This window comes from Dyella sp. AtDHG13, assembly GCF_003201105.1.
In the GTDB taxonomy this organism is placed as follows: Bacteria; Pseudomonadota; Gammaproteobacteria; order Xanthomonadales; family Rhodanobacteraceae; genus Dyella; species Dyella jiangningensis_B.
This window is the reverse complement of the sequence record NZ_QICJ01000013.1, coordinates 78965-97768: the sequence shown is the minus strand read 5'-3', so window position 1 is coordinate 97768 and position 18804 is coordinate 78965. Positions and strand designations below refer to the sequence as shown.

Genomic DNA, 18804 nt, shown 5'->3' with positions numbered 1-18804 from the left:
GTCGCGCGCCGAGCATTCATGCCGATTCGACACGACCTGCACGACACCGGCGCTAGCGTGATTTCTCCGCGACTCGTCCGCTCCGGAGAACCACCATGGACAAGAACCCCGAGTATCAGCCGCTCCCCGAAGGTCCCGTCCTCTGCGATACCTGCCAGCGCGCAGGCGAGAGAGTCGAGATGGAAGCCCACAAGACGCTGCCGGCCGAGGCGCGCAAATGGGCCGAGGAACGGAACACGGAACTGCGCAGCTATCGCTGCCCCGAATGCGAATCCGTCCAGGTGTTCCGCGTGGACTGAACAAAGGCGCAAGATCCGGATGGTTGCCGTTCTGGACTCGCGGGAAGCTGGGCCATCGAACCCACGGAGCTTCCGCCATGCACTTCCGTATCTCCGGCCTTCCCGCCGAACCGTTTGCCGAACTGTTCACATTGTCCGACCAGGCGCTTGCCGAACGGCGCGCCGTGCGCGTGACCGCCGACGATGCCCACGGCTATCCCTGCCGCATCAGCCTGACCGATGCCGAGCTGGGGCAATCGCTGATCCTGCTCAACTACGAACACCAGCCGGCGGATTCGCCGTTCCGCTCCACCCACGCCATCTACATCCGCGAGGGCGAAGAGCAATACGACCGCATCGACGAAGTGCCCGACCAGTTGCGTCGTCGCCTGCTGTCCGTGCGCGGCTTCGACGAACGAGGCATGTTGCGCGACGCGGACGTGGTCCAGGGTACGGCGCTGGAACCGCTGATCGACCGCCTGTTCGCGGACGACAGCGTCGCTTATCTGCATATCCACATGGCGCGGCCGGGCTGCTATGCAGCGCGGGTGGATCGGGCCTGAGTCCCCTCAGGATCCGTCGTGGCTGGCGCGCCCCGCCAGCCCGATGCCCAGCGCGATCCAGCCGACGATGAAGGTGACGCCGCCCACCGGCGTGATCGCGCCGAACCAGCGCGGCGCGCCAAGGGCCAGCGCATAAAGGCTGCCTGAAAAAACCACGATGCCGATGACGTAGGCGATCACGGCAACGCTCGCGGCACGTCCCTTGGTCTCCACCACGGTCAAGGCAAGCGCAAGCGCATGCCAGAAGTGGTAACTCACGGCCGTGTGCCAGAGTTCGATACCGCGTGCATCGAGCACGCCGCGCAGGGCGTGCGCTCCGAAAGCGCCGAACGCGACCGCGCTGGCGCCGGTCAGGCCGACCAGCAGGCCGGTGGCGAAGGCAGGTTGTCGCATGGGCGTGGGTCCTCGTGTGGCAGGGCTCCGACCGGGCAGCCAGTGTCGTATGCTGATGCGATGATTCCCATCGATTCTCGCATGAAGCTTTGTCGCAGCCGCCGCTGGCTGATGCTCTTGATGCTGACGCTGGGCGTGCTGCTGCTCGCCGGTTGCCATCGCGACGATGGCATCGAGTGGAGGCTCACCAATGTGTCCGACCACATGCCCGACCTGGATTTCCAGCTGGTCGACGACCACGGCAAGCGCGTCGGCGCGCAGGACTATCGCGGCAAGGTCGTGCTGCTGTATTTCGGCTACACGCACTGCCCGGACGTCTGCCCGCTGACCCTGGCCCAGCTCCACGTGGTGATGCAGCGGCTGGGGCCGCTGGCCGACGGCGCACGCATCCTGTTCGTCAGCGTGGACCCGGCGCGCGACACGCCCGAGGTCATGCATGCCTACGTCAATGCCTTCGATCCGCGCGCGGTGGGACTGTCGGGCCCGGCGCGCGACATCGAGGCGCTGAGCAAGCGCTACCGTTCCGCCTTCACCCGCGAGCCCGATCGCGCCGACGGGCAATACGAGGTCAGCCACAGCTCGGCCATCTACGTGTTCGACGGCAAGGGCAAGGCGCGCCTGCTCGCCACGCCGAGCAACTCGCAGGACGACATGGTCCACGACCTGCACCTGCTGCTGAGCCTGGGAAGCCCATCATGAACTTTCGCGTTACCCGCACCCTGCCCCTGCTTGCCGCCGGCCTGCTGGCCGCCTTCGCCGCGCACGCGACGGAAGCCGAACACATCCGCGCAAGCCAGGCCTGGATACGCGTGCTGCCGGGCGATCTTCCGGCCGGCGCCTACGTCACGCTGGAAAACACCGGCGACCAGCCCGCCCTTTTGCGTGGCGCGCGCAGCGCGCGTTACGGCAGCGCCATGCTGCACAAGAGCAGCGCGGAAGGCGGCGTCAGCCGCATGGCGATGGTCGACGAACTGCCAGTGCCTGCGCATGGCAAGGCGGAACTGTCACCGGGCGGCTACCACCTGATGCTGATGCAGGCCACGGCGCCGGTGAATGTCGGCGACAAGGTCAAGGTCACGCTTACTTTCAGCGATGGCAGCACGCTGGACGCCGATTTTGTCGCGCGTCCCGCCAACGCCACCAGCGCGAGCGACTGACGCCGACGTTTTACTCGTTCACTGCTGCACGGTCGCCGGGGAGCGACGCGCCGGCCACGGCTTGCGGCGGATGCGTCCGCTGCGCGAGAGGCGCAGCCATTGGCGCATGGCCAGCAGTCCGCCGGCGGATTCGATCAGCGCCGCCGGCACCCACATGATCACGCCGCCCACCAGCTGCGCCGTCAGCACGTTGAAGGTGAACGCGCGGCCGCAGATTTCGAAGATGGGATACAGGTCCTGCTTGGAGAACGTCACGATGGCGCCGGCCAGGATCTGCGGCGTCATGGTGATGCCCGGCGACAGCACGCGCAGGCCAGGCGTCATGCGGCCCGGCGGACGCGGGCGATGGTCGAGCACCAGCCACCAGTAGGTGAACCCGCTCGCCAGCATCGACCAGTTCATGAAGCGGTAGACACGCCAGTCCAGCATCGCCAGCGTCTGCATGGACGGCACCAGCCACATCAGGATGAAGGCCACGAACACCACCGTGGCCACCGCCGGGTTGCACCACACCGCGCTCGCCGCTCGCCACGGCCACGAACGCCGCACCGGCCGCAACAGGCGCAGGCGCCAGCGGAACGGCAGCCCCTTGTGCAGCACCGTGCCCGGATACGAAGCGATGATCAGCAGCGGCGCCAGATGGTGCAGCACGATCTGCTGGATGCGATGCATGAAGAACTCATGCTCGAAGAAATAATCCAGGTACGTGTGCAGGGACACGTAGATCATCGCCATGCCGACCCAGAACGACAGGCGTCGGCCCGCGCTCACGTGCAGGCGACGGCAGCCGCGGACATAGAGCACGCCGAAGGCGACGAAGGACAGCAGGAAAACCCAGGAGAACTCCCAGGGCACGATCCACTTGAGCACGCTTGCCATCATCGAACAGACCTGCCCCCGGTCAGCGGCGAACGCCCATCATACGCCGCGCGGACGTGCCCAAGGCACGTGCCTGCGACACATCACCGCCCGCGCAAAAACTCACGCACGCCGCCGGCGATTGCGCCGCGAACGACGCCATCCATAGAGCAGGCCCACCAGGGTGACCAGGGCCGGCACCAGCACGATGTTGATGAACTTCAGGCGCAGGCCCAGCGCGTCGATGTCGGCGTTGAACTGGTGCTGCACATCGCGCAGCTCCTTGTTGACCTCCAGCTGGCGCTGCAGGAACTGCTCGATTTCCGCGCGCTGTTCCGGCGTGGTGGAATCGCCCCGCCCGCTGGCCTTGGCCGGCTGCAGTTCGCTCAGGCGCGTGCGCGTCACGGTCAGCTCGCGCTGCAGCTCCTGCATCTTGGCCAGGAACTTCTGGTCGGCCGCGCCGCGCAAGGCCAGCACGCGCGTGAACGGCCTCTGCGAACTCACGCGGCCATGGATCGACAATAGCGCGGACGAGCCGCTCAGGTTGTCCGCGATATTGGTGACCAGATCGCCGTTGTTGGCGATCGCGCTCAGCTGCGGCTGGCCCAGCAGGCTCTGCGCGTAGGACACCCACAGGCGGTCGCTCAGCAGATCGGTGTCCGCAACCAGGATCACCTCGGCATTGCCGTCCGCGCTCGCCCGATATCCCTTGTCACCCGCATGCTCGGGGAAGGCGCTGGCGAAGGGCCCGCGCACACGCGCGGCAATGACGTAATGGGTGTTGTCCGGCTTGTAGCTCTCCAGCAAGGCCGCCGGGTTGTTGATCGATTCGCGCACGCGCTGGCTGGGCACCACCTCGGCGTCGGTGGTCGACTGCAGCAGCGGCGTGAGGCGCGAGAGCGTGCCCGGCGCCAAGTCGAAATAGCCCACGCTGGACACGTTGATGCGCTGCAGGCTGGCGGTGATCACGTCGTCGTGATTGAGCTCCTGCTGCCCCAGGCCCAGCATGGCCGGGTGATTGCTGGAACTGTTGTCCGCCAGCTCGATGCGCAAGGCGCGCGAGCGGTCGAGCACGACTTTCTGTGGGTCGTACAGCACGCCCCAGGCGTTGAACAGCCGCGACAGGTTGGAGTTGTGATCGTCGGTGACGCCGTTGCTGTCGACGAACGGCGTGTTGTCCATCTCGGCCACGGGGTCCACGAAAACCACCAGGTGCCCGCCGTTGAGCACGTACTGGTCGATGGCGTACAGCGCATCCGCCGGCAGGTGCTTGGGATGGATCACCAGCAGCGCCTTGATGTCGCTGTCGATGTGCTTGAGCCTGGACGGATCGAGCGTGCGGACGTCGAACTGCTGCCCCAGCTGGCGCATGACTGTCCAGGGCTCTTCGCCGATCACCGGATTGCCCTGCACCGGCAGGCTGCTGATCAGGCCGATGTGCGGCTTCGACGGCTGGTCCAGCTCGTAGAGCAGCTTGGCGATGTCGTATTCGAGAAAGGTTTCGCGCGAGGGGTCGAACAGCGGAATCGCCTGCACCCGCTTGGGCAGGTGGCTGGTCTCGCCGCCGTCGGCATCGCCGGGCAGCGTGCTGCCTACCAGGCCGAAGAACACGCGCTCGCCATTGGTGCCGCCATTGATCGGCGACAAGCCATAGCCCTCGGCGCTGGCCTCGTCGTCGGAATACGGTACGGGATCGACGATCTGCAGTCGCAGCCGCCCATGCGCGCGCGCCACCATCTCCTGCAGCATCTCGGCCACGCGCTGTTCGTAGCTGCGCCACTGCGGCATGTCGCGGGTGGCGTGGCTAGAGAAATACAGCGTCAAGCGCAGCGGCGCGTGCAGCCCTTCCACGATATGGACCGTGCCGGGCGTGAGCGTGTAGAGCTTGTCCGAGGTCAGGTCCACCCGCCCCATGCGCCAGCGGCTGCTGGTGAGCACGAACACGACGAACAACCCGGCCAGCGCGGCGAGCGCGGCCAGCAACACGGCACGGCGGCTGAAATGGATGCGCTTCATGCTCATGGCGTCCGCTTCAGGTCGAGCGTGAGCACGCCGGCAATCAGCCACGCGGCCATGGTGGCCAGGAAGTACAGCAGGTCACGCAGGTCCAGCACGCCGCGGGAAATCGCCTCGAAGTGGCGCACCATGCTCAGGTGCGCCAGCGCGTTCACCAGCTTGCGCGGCAAGGCGCCCTGGAAGAACTCCATGACCTGCGGCTGTCCCACCAGGATCAGCAGGAAACACACCACCAGGGTGAGCACGAACGCCACCACCTGGCTTTGCGTCACCGCCGAAAGGCAGGCGCCAATGGCCAGGAACGCGCCCGCCATCAGCCAGCTGCCGATGTAGCCGGCGAGGATCACGCCGTTGTCCGGCGAGCCGAGATAGTTCACGGTGATCCAGATCGGAAAGGTCAGCACCAGCGCCAGCCCGATGAAGATCCATGCGGCGAAGAACTTGCCCAGCATCGCCTGCGTCAGCGTCAGCGGCAGGCTCAGCAACAGCTCCAGCGTGCCGCCCTTGGCCTCCTCCGCCCACATGCGCATGGATACCGCGGGCACCAGCACGAGGTAGAGCCACGGATGCATCACGAAGAACGGCTGCAGATCGGCCTGGTTCCGCTCGTAGAAATCGCCCGCGTAGAACGTGAGGATGCCCGACAGCACCAGGAAGATCACCAGGAACACGTACGCCACGGGCGTCACGAAGTAGCTGCGCAACTCGCGGCGCGTCACCGCTGCGATCGGGCTCATTCCCTGTTCTCCGCGCCGGTGGTGATCTGGCGGAACACTTCGTCGAGCCGACCGCGTTCCAGCTGGATCTCCGACACCTCCAGCCCTTGCTGGCGCAGCAGGGTTTCGACCGGCTCCAGGATGCGTTCGCCCGGACGCGGGAACACCGTGATGCGGCCATCCATCGGATCGACCTCGATCGAGGCCACCTGCGGCAGCCGCCCCAGCATCTCCTGCGATACGCCGCTGCCCGGCGCGCTGAACGACACCGCGCCGTGATAGCGCGAGCGCGATTCGAGTTCCGCCGGCGTCGCGTCCACCATCAGGCGGCCGTTGGCGATGATCACCACGCGATTGCACAGCGCGTGCACTTCTTCCAGCAGATGCGTGGAGATGAGGATGGTGCGATCGCGCGCCATCTGGTCGATGAGTTGCCGCACGGTGTGCTTCTGGTTCGGATCGAGGCCGTCGGTGGGTTCGTCCAGCATCAACACCTGCGGGTTGTGCACGATGGCCTGCGCCAGGCCCACGCGGCGCTTGAGGCCCTTGGACAAGGTGTCGATGCACTGGTCGAGCACGCCTTCCAGCTGCAGCCCGCCCACCACACGCTCGAAGCGCCGCGCGCCTTCGTCGCGCTGCAGCCCGCGCATGCGGATGATGAAGGTAAGGAACTCGCGCACGGTCAGCTCGCCGTAGCTGGGCGCGCCTTCGGGCAGATAGCCCAGCGCGCGCTTCGCCTTCAGCGGTTCCTTGCGCACGTCGTAGCCGCACACGCGCGCGGTGCCGGAGCTGGGCGCGAGGAAACCGGCGATCATGCGCATGGCGGTGGTCTTGCCGGCGCCATTGGGGCCCAGAAGGCCGAGCACCTGTCCCGGTTCGGCGCGGAAGCTCAGCGAGTCCACGGCCGTGAGGGCGCCATAGCGGCGGGTGAGCTGTTCGGTTTCGATCATGTCCTGTGGAGTCGGTGGCGTGCATGTGCTGCGCGCGACGTGCGGGCGAAGCCAGCAAGGTCGACCCGCACTGTAACCGAAAAGTTCGCCGGAACCGGGCGATCCAGGGCCCGCAAATGAAAAGGCCCTTCGCGAGGAAGGGCCTTTCCGATGCATGTCGCCGGGGCGACTTACTTGCCGGTGCTGGCGGCGCTGGCCGGAGCGGCGGCGGTGCCCGAGGAGGCCGGAGCCTGCTCGCTGCCATCGTCCAGCGTCGGCGGCTTGATGCCGGCAGCCTGTTCCGGGGTCTGGTCCGGAGCCCAGCTCAGCGGCAGGTACACGTCGTACTCGGCGTACTGCTTCACTTCGTCGCCCTGCTTCACTTCCGGCTTGGCTTCGATGTCGTAGAAGCGGTTCACCACTTCGTCGAACTTGTAGCCGTGGGTCTGGGCGTAGGCCTTCATCAGGTCGCGGGTCTGCGGCACGCCGGCGGCGGTGCCGTTCCACACGGCCTTGAGGGCCGGGCCACCGAAGGCGAGGAAGGCACGCACGTCGTTGTCGACGATCAGGCGGCCGAAGCGGTCATGGCCGCCCGGAGCGTTGTCGCCACCGGCGTTGGCATTGGCGGCGTCGCCGCTGGTGCTGGCGGAAGCCGGCGCATTCAGGTCGGGCGACTTGGCGGCGGCCAGTTCCACGCTCTGGCCGGCGACGGTCAGGCTGGTGGCGCTGATCGGCATGGCCACGTCGAAGGTGTAGGTCTGGTCGCCGTAGTTGGTGGTGTAGATGATGCGCGGACCGGTGGTGCTCACGCCCAGCTTCTTGGCGGCTGCCTGGATCTGGCCGATGGCCTTGTTGGTGGCGTCATCGAGGGCCTCGAGGCCGCCCTTGCGCTCGATCGAGGTGGAGACCACCAGCACCGGGGTCGGCTGGGTCTGCTCGATGTACGGGATCAGCTTGGTGTAGTCGACGTTCTGCACGCCGGCCAGCACGTTCTGCAGGTTGTTCAGGGTGGCCTGGACGAACACGTCCGGGTCGCCATGGATGTAGAGGTTGGAATAGCGGTTGATCAGGTTCCAGCCGTAGTCGACGTCATACGACCAGGTCACCTTGGTGAGCTGGCCGCGGCTGCCGTTGCGTTCCAGGTCGATGGTGAAGTGCTTGTCGTTGCCGCGCCAGTCGTTGTCGACGTTCCACACGATGGTGGCCTTCTTGGCGGTCGAGTCGACCTTGTCGAAGCTCGGATCGGCCGAGGCGATGGTGAACTTGCCATTGCCGACCTTGCCGTCGTCGCTGGCCCAGCTGATCTCGGCGCCCGGACCATAGGCCTTGCCGGAGAAGTCGAACTTGATGTTGCGGTCGGCATCGCGCTGCTCGGAATACTCCGGGAAGCGGCGGTAGTTGCTCAGCACGTCATAGACCTGACGCATGTCCTTGCCGATGACCAACGATCGTTCGATATGACCGTTGCCGGGCATCACCACGCCCACCACCACTGCCGCGACCGCGACAATGATCAGGGCAACAATAAATTCAAGAACACGCATCATTCCGGGATTCTCCGCACGTCTCTCTGTATACGGCACAAGGGCAGTCGCCGGAGACCGGCCCGCCACGGGAGATTCCCGAAGAATCACTGCATGAACGGGGGTCGGCCAGCGCCGAAGCCACCGATACTACTTGCTCGCGCGCCCGAACGCTATCCAGCCGTAAAGACTGCCCGACGGGGGCCTTCCAGACGCCCGCGAATGGCGCCACGCAAGGCCCCGCGGGGCAAAGCCCGTCGGTCAGACGATGCCCAGCTCCAGCGCCTTCAGCACGGCGCGCGTGCGGTCGCGCACGCCCAGCTTGGAGAGGATGTTGGAAACGTGGTTCTTCACCGTTCCCTCCGCCACTTTCAAGGAGTTGGCGATCTCCTTGTTGCTATAGCCGCCGGACAGCAGGCGCAGGATCTCGGTCTCGCGCTCGGTCAGGGGGTCGGGCTGCTCCAGGCTGGTGAACTGGTTCTGCATGCGGCCCACGCCGGCCAGCAGGCGCTGCGTGACCATGGGGGCGACCAGCGAACCACCGGCGGCGACGGTGCGGACGGCTTCCACCAGCTGCTCCAGCGAGACGTCCTTGAGCAGGTAGCCGCGGGCGCCGGCCTTGAGGCCCTGCAGCACCAGCTGGTCGTCGTCGAAGGTGGTGAGAATGATGGTGGGCGGCAATTCGTTGCGGGCGGACAGCGCCTGCAGCACTTCCAGGCCGCTCATGTTGGGCATGCGCAGGTCCAGCAGCACCACGTCGGGCTTCACCCGCGGAATGTCCTGCACGGCCTGGGCGCCATCGGCGCACTCGGCCACCACGCGGATGTCCTCCGCCAGGTCCAACAGTGAACGGACGCCCTGGCGAACCAGGTTCTGGTCGTCAACGAGACAGACGGAAATCATCGCGAATCCTCGAAACGTGAGTGGCCAACGTGCGATGCCCGCGGCCAACGGGGAAGAACGATGCGGCAATCCAAGCCACACATGTTTACACGACCCTCCAACAAGCCTACAGCATGCCCAGCGCCGGAGGTTCGAACCGGGACGGCGTATGCGCAAGCTCCGGAACCTCGCCCAGCGGCAGCCGCACGTTGAGCGCGAAACCCTGCTCCATGGCTGAATCCACCGTCACGCTGCCCTCGAACTCGGCCAGGCGCTCGCGCATGCCCGACAGGCCGTTGCCCGGCCGGAAATTCGCCGCCCCGCGCCCATCGTCGCGGGCGTACAGCTCCAGCAGGTTGGCGTTGACGTAATCGAAGCGCAGCCACAGATTGCGCGCGCCGGCATGGCGCGCGGTATTGGTGATGATCTCCTGCGCGCAGCGCAACAGCACCTGGGCGCGGCGCGGGTCTTCCACGCTGAAGCGCGGCGGCGTCTGCATGTGCACGCTCAGGCCCGGCACACCTTCGGTCAGGCTGCGCAGGGCGAGCGTCAGGTCGATGGCATCGTCCTGGCGCAGCTCGCTCACTACTTCGCGCACGTCCGACAGCAGGTGCTTGGCGGTGACCTGGGCCTTCTGCACGTGCTCGGCCGCCTGCGCGTTGACCAGGTGGCTGGCCACTTCCAGGTTCAGGCTCAGCGCCGTCAGGTGATGGCCGACCAGGTCGTGCAGGTCGCGGGCGATGCGCATGCGCTCGGCGATGCGGGTGGACTCGGCCAGCAGCGCGCGCGTGGCGCGCAGCTCGGAATTGAGCCGGCGCTGCGCCTCGCGCTCCTCCGCCTGCAGGCTGGCGATCATGGAGGTGAAGAACACCAGGGCCGAAATGCCCAGGTACATGCAGACCTGCAGGATCGCCGTCACCGTGGTCCAGCCCTTGTAGCTGGCGATGATGGGGATGAGCATCAGGTTCTGCGCCAGCATCCAGGCCAGCCCCGCCCCCACCGGCAGCTGCCACGGCAGCACCACGGCGATGACCAGCATCAGCATGGCCGACAGGCCGCTCTGGCTGAACCAGCCCATGGCGATGGCCGACCCGGTGAGCACCACCAGGCCGATCATCCGGCTGAGCGGCGGCAGGCCGGCCTGCCGGTTGAGCGTGGAACGGCGCGTCAGCAGCACGTAGGTGACGCCAAACATCAGATAGGAAAAGATCCAGCCGGAGATGTCCGGATCGCTCCACCAGGAGTTGACCTGGGCAAGGCTCCAGCTGCCGGGCAGCAACGGCAGGGCCACGCACAGGTACGTCGTCAGACCGGCGTACCGGAGCAGCCGGATGTGATTAATGTTTGACCAGGACATGTGCGCATCATTAGCTACCCGCAGGCGTGGTGCAATGCGTGAGAAGTCACTATCCCGCCCCTGCCGAAAGGCACGACGGCTGGCGCTTTACAAAGGTTTTACATGGTGCGCCGTGATATGTCCGAGTGCTTGACGCATGTCATAATGCGCCGTCACCGCGGGGCCGATCCAACGGTCTTGTCACTCGAACCACACAAAGCGGAGCAACGAATGGCCCTTGCCATCCGCGACGTGCGCGAGCACGACCTGGATGCCGTACTGGCGCTCAACAACGCCGCCGGCCGCACCATCCTCGCCCTGGACGCGGCACAGCTGCGCTACTTCTACGAACACGCGGACTATTTCCGCGTGGCCGAGATCGATGGCCACCTGGCCGGGTTCCTCATCGCCCTGCGCGAAGGGCGCGACTACGACAGCCCGAACTACCACTGGTTCTCCGAGCACTACCCGCAGTTCGCCTACATCGACCGCATCGTCATCGCCAACGCCTACCGTCGCCACGGCCTGGGTCGCATCTTCTATTGCGACGTCACCAGCTTTGCCGAAGTGCGCGTGCCGCTGTTGACCTGCGAAGTGTTCCTGGAGCCGCGCGACGACGTGGTGGTGCTGTTCCACGGCACCTACGGCTTCCAGGAAGTGGGCCAGCAGCGCATGGGCACGGAAGGTCCGCAGGTGAGCCTGCTCGCCAAGGACCTGCCGAGTTATGCTTTCGTGCGCGAAACCTACCTGGACCACGACGGCCTGCCCGATGTGCCGTGGCTGGCCGAACGCCAGCGACCCGTCCACCCCGATACCCCCCAGCGCCGCCTTGCGGGAGAGCGGCGCCCGTGAATGCAAGAATGGATACACAAGACGCCTGTGACCTGCGCTTCGGCCAGGTCGGCATAGCCAACGTGCGCATCAAGCGCGTCGACGCCGCCGCCCTCTGCGAAGAGCTGGAGCGCCGCGTCCGCACCGCTCCCCAGTTGTTCGCCCGCGCCGCCGTGGTGCTGGACCTGAGCCACCTGCTGAACCTGCCCGACGACGGCACGGTCGACGCCCTGCTCGAAGCGGTGCGCAGCGCCGGCATGCTACCGGTCGGTCTGGCCTACGGCACCAGCGAAGTCGATGCGCTGTCGCAGCGCATGGGCCTGCCGCTGATCGCCAAGTTCCGCGCCGCGTACGAACCCGCCGACGGCGGCAGCATCGCGCCGCCGGCAGCGACCGCCGCGCCGTCGCCCGCACCGGAGCCCGCGCGTCGCGCCGAACCCGCACGCAACGAACCGGCGCCGGCCGCGCCCCCCGGCCTGGGTGCGCAGCATGTCGACGGCACCGTGCGCTCGGGCCAGCAGGTGTATGCGCGCGACCGCGATCTGGTCGTCACCGGCACCATCGCCAACGCGGCCGAGGTGATCGCCGACGGCAGCATCCACGTCTACGGCAGCCTGCGCGGCCGCGCGATGGCCGGCGCACAGGGCGATGAGAAAGCGCGCATATACATTTCCAACTTCCACGCGGAACTGGTGGCCATCGCCGGCCACTACCGCGTGTTCGAACAAATTCCAAAGGACCTGGAAGGCCAGTCTGTGCGATGCTGGCTCGAAGGGGAAAAACTGCTGATCGCCAAGCTGTGACGATCGCCATTACTACAACAAAGCATTACGCGGAGATGAGCCTTGACTGCTGAGATTATCGTTGTCACCTCGGGCAAGGGTGGCGTGGGCAAGACCACGACCAGCGCCTCGCTTGCCACGGGCCTTGCCATGGCCGGCAAGAAAGTCGCGGTGATCGATTTCGACGTCGGCCTGCGCAACCTCGACCTGATCATGGGCTGCGAGCGGCGCGTGGTGTACGACTTCGTCAACGTCGTGCACGGCGAAGCCACGCTCAAGCAGGCGCTGATCAAGGACAAGCGCTACGAGAACCTCTACGTGCTGGCCGCCAGCCAGACGCGCGACAAGGACGCCCTCACCCAGGAAGGCGTCGAGAAGGTGCTCGAGGAACTGGGCAAGGAAGGCTTCGACTACGTGGTCTGCGATTCGCCGGCCGGCATCGAAAAGGGCGCCCACCTGGCGATGTACTTCGCCGACCACGCGGTGGTGGTGGTGAACCCGGAAGTGTCCTCCGTGCGCGACTCGGACCGCATCCTGGGCCTGCTCTCCAGCAAGACCCGCCGCGCCGAGCGTGGCGACGGCGCCATCAAGCAGCACCTGCTGCTGACCCGCTACAACCCGGCCCGCGTGGCCGTGGGCGAGATGCTGAGCGTGAAGGACGTCGAGGAGATCCTCGGCATCAACGTCGTCGGCGTCATCCCCGAATCCGAAAACGTGCTGGCCGCATCCAATGCGGGCGTGCCGGTGATCCTGGACGACAACTCGCACGCCGGGCAGGCCTATAGCGACACCGTGGCCCGCATCCTCGGCGAGGAACGCGCCATGCGCTTCCTCGACGCGCCCAAGAAGGGCTTCTTCCAGCGCGTATTCGGAGGCTGATCGCGATGGGTATTCTTGATTTCCTGAAGCGCAAGCCGGAACCCACCGCTGCCGTCGCCAAGGAGCGTCTTCGCATCATCGTGGCCCAGGAGCGCTCCACCCGCGGCGCGCCTGACTACCTGCCGTTGCTGCGCAACGAGTTGCTCGAAGTGATCAAGAAATACGTCCACGTCGACCTCGAAGCCATCAACATCAACGTCGAGCGCGACAGCGGACACGAAATCCTCGAGCTTTCGGTAGCGCTGCCCGAACACGCCGAAGCCAAGCCCGGCTGATGTCGTGGCGCGACGCCGTCGCGCCACGTTGCCTTGCCGTCGCCGCCGTGAACCGGCGGCGACTTTCATCCCATGTCCGATCCTTCCTCCCCCAACGAAGCAAGCGTGATGCGCCTGGCCGACACCGGCTTCCAGGCGCCGACGACTTTGCTCGCCCGCTACGGACTCGCGCTGGAACGCGTGGAGCCGGGCGTCGCCATTCCCGGCAGTTTCTGGGGCGATGAGGAAGCCGGCATCATCGGCACCACGGTCTATGCGCGCGACGACACGCCCGTGCATTCGCTGCTGCACGAAGCCGGGCACCTGATCGTGCTGCCGCCCGAGCGGCGCAGCTTCGTGCACACCGACGCCACCGACTCCATCGACGAGGAAGACGCCACCTGCTACCTGCAGATCGTCCTCGCCGATGAACTGCCCGGCGTCGGCCGCACGCGCCTGATGACGGACATGGATGCCTGGGGCTACACCTTCCGCCTCGGCTCCGCACAGGCATGGTTCGAGCAGGACGCCGGCAATGCACGGCAGTGGTTGATCGAGCATGGCTTGCTGGATCGGGAAGGACGGCCGGTTTTCAGCTGAGGGCAACGCCCCAGCGGTATCGAAACAGCAAAAGAAACCTCACCGTCACCCCTGCGAAGGCAGGGGTCCAGTGACTTTGCCCTCCTGCAAACAACACTCGCCATTCCACCTCACGCCAACAAAACATCCCCTGGCGCAATGTGATGCCGCCCCTTCCGAGGAGGCATGGCGTGACGCGAAGGCTCGTGACATGGATCAGCGCGCTGTTGGCGATGACGCTGGCCGCGACCGTGGCGACCGGCGACACGGCCGGTGTCGCCAAACCTTCCGCCGGTTTCGTGGCGCGCATCGACCTGTCGGGGCCGATCGGCCCGGCGGCCGCGGAATACGTTGACGACAGCCTGCAGCGAGCCACGCGCGATGGCGCCAGCGCGGTCGTACTGCAACTCGACACGCCGGGCGGCCTGTCCGATTCGATGCGGCAGATCATCGCCGCCATTCTCGCCGCCAAGCTGCCGGTGATTGGCTACGTCGCACCCGCTGGCGCGCGTGCTGCCTCGGCGGGCACGTACATCCTCTACGCCTGCCCGGTGGCAGCGATGGCGCCCGCCACGCACATCGGTGCGGCGACGCCGGTGCCGCTGGGCGGCAACAGTCCGCTGCCATCGGTCGCGCCGCCTGTCGCTTCCGGCAGCACATCGCCGCCGGCATCCGACGCCGAGTCGAGCAAGGTACTCAACGACGCCATCGCCTCGATCCGCTCGCTCGCCCAGCTCAACGGGCGCAATGCGGATTGGGCGGTCAAGGCGGTGCAAGGCGCGGAAACGCTGACCGCCGACGAAGCGGTGGAAAAGCACGTCGCCGACCTGATCGCGCCCGACATTCCCACCCTGCTCGCCCGCCTCGAAGGACGCCGCGTACATGTCGCCGGCGAAGAGATCGTGCTGCATCTCGCCAGGCTTCCCTTGCGCGATTACGCGCCGAACTGGCGCACGCACCTGCTGGGCCTGGTGACCCATCCCACCATCGCCTATCTGCTGCTGCTCGCGGGCATGTACGGGCTGGTGCTGGAAGCCTTTCATCCCGGCGTGTTCTTGCCCGGCGTGACGGGCGCCATCTGCCTGCTGGTCGGGCTCTACGCCTTGCAGTTGCTGCCCGTGAACTACGCCGGCCTGGCGCTGATGCTGCTGGGCATGGCACTGGTGCTGGCGGAGGCCGTGATGCCTTCGGTCGGTGCCATCGGCATCGGCGGCGTCATCGCCTTCGTGATCGGCTCGATCATGCTGTTCAACCACGGCGTGCCGGGATACGGCGTGAATCTCGGCGTCATCGCGGGCATGGCAACCGGCGCCGTTGTGTTGCTGGTGCTGCTGTTGCGGTTGATCACGCGCTCGCGCCGCGCGCGCACGTTCAACGGCGATGCGCAGATGCTGCTGGCCACGGGCGAGCTCACACAGTCCATCGATGCGGGCGGCGAAGGCTGGGCGCGCATCGGCGGCGAGCAATGGCGCGTGCATTGCGAAACCAGCCTGCCGGCCGGAACGCGCGTGCGCGTGGTGGCGCGCGAGGGACTGCTGTTGCGCGTCACGCGCGCCTGAACCTTTACCGCAGAGGAGATGCTCATGTTCGGTTTCGTCGGCGTCATCGTGATCTGGGCCATCGCGCTGGTGTTCCTCGCCATCAAGGTGCTGCCCGAATACCAGCGCGGCGTGGTGCTTACGCTGGGACGCTACACCGGCACCAAGGGGCCGGGGCTGTTCATGCTGATCCCTGTCGTGCAACGCATGATGCGCGTGGACCTGCGCGTGACGGTGATGGACGTGCCGCCGCAGGATGTGATCTCGCGCGACAACGTCTCCGTGCGCGTGAACGCCGTGGTGTATTTCCGCGTGGTGGAACCGGACAAGGCCATGCTGCAGGTCGCCGACTTTTTCCAGGCCACCAGCCAGCTCGCGCAGACGCGCCTGCGCTCGGTGCTGGGCCAGCACGAGCTGGACGACATCCTTTCACAGCGCGACTCGATCAATCACAGCCTGCAGCAGATCCTCGACGAAGCCACTGACCCGTGGGGCATCAAGGTCAGCAATGTCGAGATCAAGGACGTGGACCTCAACGAAACCATGGTGCGCGCCATCGCACGACAGGCCGAGGCCGAACGCGAACGCCGCGCCAAGGTGATCCACGCCGATGGCGAACTGCAAGCCGCGGAAAAGCTGCGCGACGCCGCCGCCCTGCTGGCACAGCAGCCACAGGCGCTGCAACTGCGCTACATGCAGACGGCGGCGGACATGGCCAGCGGCGGCAAGGCTTCGACGGTGTTCTTCCCCCTGCCGCTGGATCTGCTGAAGCCGCTGATCGACAAGCTGGGCAGTTAGGCAACCGTGTTGACGCTCTTGATCGTCATTCCGGCCTACGCCGGAATGACGGTCTAAGGCCTTGTACAATGAGCGGCCGTTCGCCACTCGCGCAGCCATGTCCAGCACGCCCACCCATGTCAGCCTCGCCGTCATCGGCGGCGGCCCTGCCGGCCTTATGGCCGCGGAGACCGCGCGTGCTGCGGGCGTGTCGGTGGACGTGTTCGACGCGAAGGGGTCGGTAGGCCGCAAGTTCCTTATTGCCGGCAAGGGCGGGATGAACCTGACGCATGGCGAACCCAAGCCGGATTTCATCCAGCGCTACGGTGCGCGCTCGCGCGAAATCGGCGAATGGCTAGGCGATTTCGATGCCGACGACCTGCGCGCATGGGCGCGCGGCTTGGGCGTGGACACCTTCGTCGGTAGCTCGGGCCGCGTGTTTCCCAGCGACCTGAAGGCGGCCCCGTTGCTGCGCGGCTGGGTTCGGCGGTTGCGCGAGGACGGCGTGCACTTCCACGTGCATCATCGCTGGCTGGGCTGGACCGATGACGGCGCGCTGCGCTTCGCCACGCCCGACAGCGAACGGCAGGTCCGCGCCGATGCAGTGGTACTGGCGATGGGCGGCGGCAGCTGGCCGGAGCTTGGCTCCGATGGCCAGTGGCAGGCTCCGCTTGCAGCGCGCGGCGTGGATGTCGCGCCGCTGGTGGCTTCCAACTGCGGCTTCGATATCGGCTGGAGCGAACACCTGGCGACGCGTTTTGCCGGCGCGCCGCTCAAGCCCGTGGTGATCCATCTGCGCGACAAGGATGGCAACGAACACGCGCGCCAGGGCGAATGCGTCATCACCGCCACCGGCATCGAGGGCAGCCTGATCTATGCCTTTTCCCCGATGCTGCGCGACGCCATCGCCGCGCATGGCGCCACCACCATCACCCTGGACCTGTCGCCCGACCGCACGCTCGAACGCCTGCATGCCGACCTCGCCAAGCCGCGCGGCAGCCGCTCCATGAGCGAACACCTGCGGCGACAGACTGGCCTGAGCGGCGTCAAGGCCGCGCTGCTCCACGAAGTGCTCGACCGAGAACAGTTCCATGATGCCGGCACGCTCGCCCGCACCATCAAGCAGCTGCCGTTGCGCCTGCTGCGCCCTCGCCCCATCGAGGAAGCGATCAGCAGCGGCGGCGGCGTGCGGCTGGAAGCGCTTTCTCCCCAGCTGATGATCAGCGCCCTGCCAGGCGTGTTCTGCGCCGGCGAAATGCTCGACTGGGAAGCGCCCACCGGCGGCTACCTGCTCACGGCCTGCTTCGCCAGCGGACAGCGCGCGGGGCGCGGCGCGGCTGCGTGGATCAAGCAAACCCCGGTTCCCGCCGATAACTGAGCATCGCGTCGCACCGCAGCAAAGCCGCATTACATTTTTCCTGGCGGCGGCCGATACACAGCGGAGCGGGTGCCACACGAGGGAGCTGGCAACACGATGATGGGGAACTGGTGGCGAGTTTTCGGACGTGAGCGCGCGGCGGAACCGACGGCGGCACGGCCGGCTGCGCCCGATCCGGAACTAGCTGTCGAGACGCTGTCGCCCCACCCCACCGTGCCCTGCGACGAGATCGCCGAACGCTTCTTCCGCTTCATACTCAACCTGCCCGTCGACGCTGGCGAGCACGCCAACAAGCTGCGCGAGCAGGCCATCCTGCAGCGGCTGCGCGAGCAGTGCGAAAGCGGCCGCTTCGACATCCGCAGCCTGCCGCGCATGCCCACCGTGCTGCCGCAGCTGATGCGCGCCATGAAGAGCGACAAGCTCAGCGGCGCGCAGCTGGCGGACCTGATCAAGCGCGATCCCGTGCTGGTGGGCGAAGTCATGCGCGTCACCGGCAGCGTCACCTACCGCACTGCGCATCCCATCGGCAGCCTCCAGCATGCCGTGGTGCTGCTGGGCCAGATCGGCCTGCGCCACGTGGTGACGTCGTACGTGATGAAACCCATCCTGCTGGCCAGCGCGGGCAGCCACGGCCAGATCGTCGGGCAGCGCCTGTGGGACCACGCCGAACGCTGCGCCCATGCCGCGGTGTATCTCAGCAAGGGCCAGTGCGACGCGTTCGAGGCCTACCTGCTGGCGCTGGTCGGCTACAGCGGCCTGGGCGCGGTGGCGCGCCTGCTCGACAAGGAACTGCAGAACGCCGAACTGCCCGCCAGCTCGTCCGCCTTCATCGACGACTGCGTGCAGCTGGCCGCGCAACTCACCGTGCAGGCGGGACAGCACTGGGAACTGCCGCCGCCCGTGCAGGAGGCGCTGCAGGAACACGCGCAACACGGCAGTGCCGCCCTCGCGCTGCCGATGAGTCGCGTGCTGCATGTCGCACAGCGGCTGGCGATGTACCAGCTGCTATCGGAACAAGGCCTGCTGGACCGTGACTCCGGCTACGGCGACGACCCCATCGCCACCTTCCCGCCGCAGCTGCTGGCGCGTTGCCAGCAGGACTTGCGGCAGAGCTTCGACGCACCGTAAGCGCAGC

The 18804-nt window shown here is 66.7% G+C and carries 21 protein-coding genes; 13 read left to right on the top strand and 8 right to left on the bottom strand.

What is annotated here, in order from left to right:
• The first annotated feature begins 95 nt into the window (after positions 1–95).
• Both BDW41_RS19230 and BDW41_RS19225 read left to right on the top strand, forming a co-directional pair.
• On the top strand, positions 96–299 hold the full coding sequence (locus tag BDW41_RS19230; protein WP_074551230.1) for a hypothetical protein: 204 nt from the start codon (positions 96–98) through the stop codon (positions 297–299).
• Between the two features lie 77 nt (positions 300–376).
• On the top strand, positions 377–841 hold the full coding sequence (locus tag BDW41_RS19225; RefSeq protein ID WP_074551232.1) for a DUF1203 domain-containing protein: 465 nt from the start codon (positions 377–379) through the stop codon (positions 839–841).
• A gap of 6 nt (positions 842–847) precedes the next feature.
• Here the strand turns inward: BDW41_RS19225 and BDW41_RS19220 are convergent, their stop codons facing one another.
• Positions 848–1234: a DUF423 domain-containing protein gene (locus BDW41_RS19220; protein WP_074551234.1), complete on the bottom strand. Its 387-nt coding sequence runs from the start codon at positions 1232–1234 to the stop codon at positions 848–850.
• A gap of 81 nt (positions 1235–1315) precedes the next feature.
• Here BDW41_RS19220 and BDW41_RS19215 point away from each other — a divergent pair, with 81 nt between their 5' ends.
• Together BDW41_RS19215 and BDW41_RS19210 are read left to right on the top strand one after the other, a co-directional pair.
• On the top strand, positions 1316–1933 hold the full coding sequence (locus tag BDW41_RS19215) for an SCO family protein (protein WP_074551236.1): 618 nt from the start codon (positions 1316–1318) through the stop codon (positions 1931–1933).
• The gene (locus BDW41_RS19210) at positions 1930–2391 is read left to right on the top strand and encodes a copper chaperone PCu(A)C (RefSeq protein ID WP_074551238.1); all 462 of its coding nucleotides are present in this window, start codon (positions 1930–1932) and stop codon (positions 2389–2391) included. The genes BDW41_RS19215 and BDW41_RS19210 overlap by 4 nt, the downstream gene beginning before the upstream one ends.
• Positions 2392–2409: 18 nt before the next feature.
• On the opposite strand, the gene BDW41_RS19205 is transcribed toward BDW41_RS19210, so the two are convergent.
• From BDW41_RS19205 to BDW41_RS19175, 7 genes are all read right to left on the bottom strand, one after another.
• Entirely contained in the window at positions 2410–3273 is an 864-nt protein-coding gene (locus BDW41_RS19205; protein ID WP_074551240.1) for a cytochrome c oxidase assembly protein, read from the bottom strand.
• A gap of 99 nt (positions 3274–3372) precedes the next feature.
• Positions 3373–5271, bottom strand: coding sequence for a Gldg family protein (locus BDW41_RS19200; RefSeq protein ID WP_074551242.1), 1899 nt, complete (start codon positions 5269–5271; stop codon positions 3373–3375).
• Positions 5268–6002 (bottom strand): ABC transporter permease subunit, encoded by a 735-nt coding sequence (locus tag BDW41_RS19195; RefSeq protein ID WP_074551244.1) that lies wholly within the window; start codon positions 6000–6002, stop codon positions 5268–5270. The genes BDW41_RS19200 and BDW41_RS19195 overlap by 4 nt, the downstream gene beginning before the upstream one ends.
• On the bottom strand, positions 5999–6931 hold the full coding sequence (locus BDW41_RS19190; RefSeq protein WP_074551245.1) for an ABC transporter ATP-binding protein: 933 nt from the start codon (positions 6929–6931) through the stop codon (positions 5999–6001). The genes BDW41_RS19195 and BDW41_RS19190 overlap by 4 nt, the downstream gene beginning before the upstream one ends.
• Positions 6932–7101: 170 nt before the next feature.
• Positions 7102–8457, bottom strand: coding sequence for a polyketide cyclase (locus BDW41_RS19185; protein ID WP_074551247.1), 1356 nt, complete (start codon positions 8455–8457; stop codon positions 7102–7104).
• A 237-nt stretch (positions 8458–8694) separates the two neighbouring features.
• Positions 8695–9336 (bottom strand): response regulator transcription factor, encoded by a 642-nt coding sequence (locus BDW41_RS19180; protein WP_019464490.1) that lies wholly within the window; start codon positions 9334–9336, stop codon positions 8695–8697.
• 106 nt (positions 9337–9442) lie between these two features.
• Positions 9443–10672: a sensor histidine kinase gene (locus BDW41_RS19175; RefSeq protein ID WP_074551249.1), complete on the bottom strand. Its 1230-nt coding sequence runs from the start codon at positions 10670–10672 to the stop codon at positions 9443–9445.
• A 210-nt stretch (positions 10673–10882) separates the two neighbouring features.
• On the opposite strand from BDW41_RS19175, the gene BDW41_RS19170 reads away from it, so the two are divergent.
• The 9 genes from BDW41_RS19170 to BDW41_RS19130 all read left to right on the top strand — a co-directional run bounded on the left by BDW41_RS19170 (position 10883) and on the right by BDW41_RS19130 (position 18797).
• A complete protein-coding gene (locus BDW41_RS19170) occupies positions 10883–11503 on the top strand; it encodes a GNAT family N-acetyltransferase (protein WP_074551251.1) in 621 nt (206 codons plus the stop codon).
• Entirely contained in the window at positions 11500–12285 is a 786-nt protein-coding gene (minC, locus tag BDW41_RS19165) for a septum site-determining protein MinC (RefSeq protein WP_074551253.1), read from the top strand. Before BDW41_RS19170 ends, minC begins: the two co-directional genes overlap by 4 nt.
• Before the next feature lie 42 nt (positions 12286–12327).
• Complete coding sequence (minD, locus tag BDW41_RS19160; RefSeq protein WP_074551255.1) at positions 12328–13143, top strand: septum site-determining protein MinD; 816 nt, start codon at positions 12328–12330, stop codon at positions 13141–13143.
• 5 nt (positions 13144–13148) lie between these two features.
• Positions 13149–13418 carry a cell division topological specificity factor MinE gene (gene minE / locus BDW41_RS19155; protein ID WP_074551257.1) on the top strand — a complete coding sequence of 90 codons (270 nt, stop codon included), beginning with the start codon at positions 13149–13151 and terminating at the stop codon, positions 13416–13418.
• Positions 13419–13490: 72 nt separating this feature from the next.
• Complete coding sequence (locus BDW41_RS19150; protein WP_074551258.1) at positions 13491–13997, top strand: hypothetical protein; 507 nt, start codon at positions 13491–13493, stop codon at positions 13995–13997.
• A 170-nt stretch (positions 13998–14167) separates the two neighbouring features.
• Positions 14168–15535 (top strand): nodulation protein NfeD, encoded by a 1368-nt coding sequence (locus tag BDW41_RS19145; protein ID WP_343125771.1) that lies wholly within the window; start codon positions 14168–14170, stop codon positions 15533–15535.
• A gap of 24 nt (positions 15536–15559) precedes the next feature.
• On the top strand, positions 15560–16312 hold the full coding sequence (locus BDW41_RS19140; protein WP_074551261.1) for a slipin family protein: 753 nt from the start codon (positions 15560–15562) through the stop codon (positions 16310–16312).
• Between the two features lie 97 nt (positions 16313–16409).
• Positions 16410–17669, top strand: a complete 1260-nt coding sequence (locus BDW41_RS19135; protein WP_074551263.1) for a TIGR03862 family flavoprotein — start codon at positions 16410–16412, stop codon at positions 17667–17669.
• Positions 17670–17765: 96 nt separating this feature from the next.
• Positions 17766–18797: an HDOD domain-containing protein gene (locus BDW41_RS19130; RefSeq protein ID WP_233496935.1), complete on the top strand. Its 1032-nt coding sequence runs from the start codon at positions 17766–17768 to the stop codon at positions 18795–18797.
• The last annotated feature ends 7 nt before the right edge of the window (positions 18798–18804 follow it).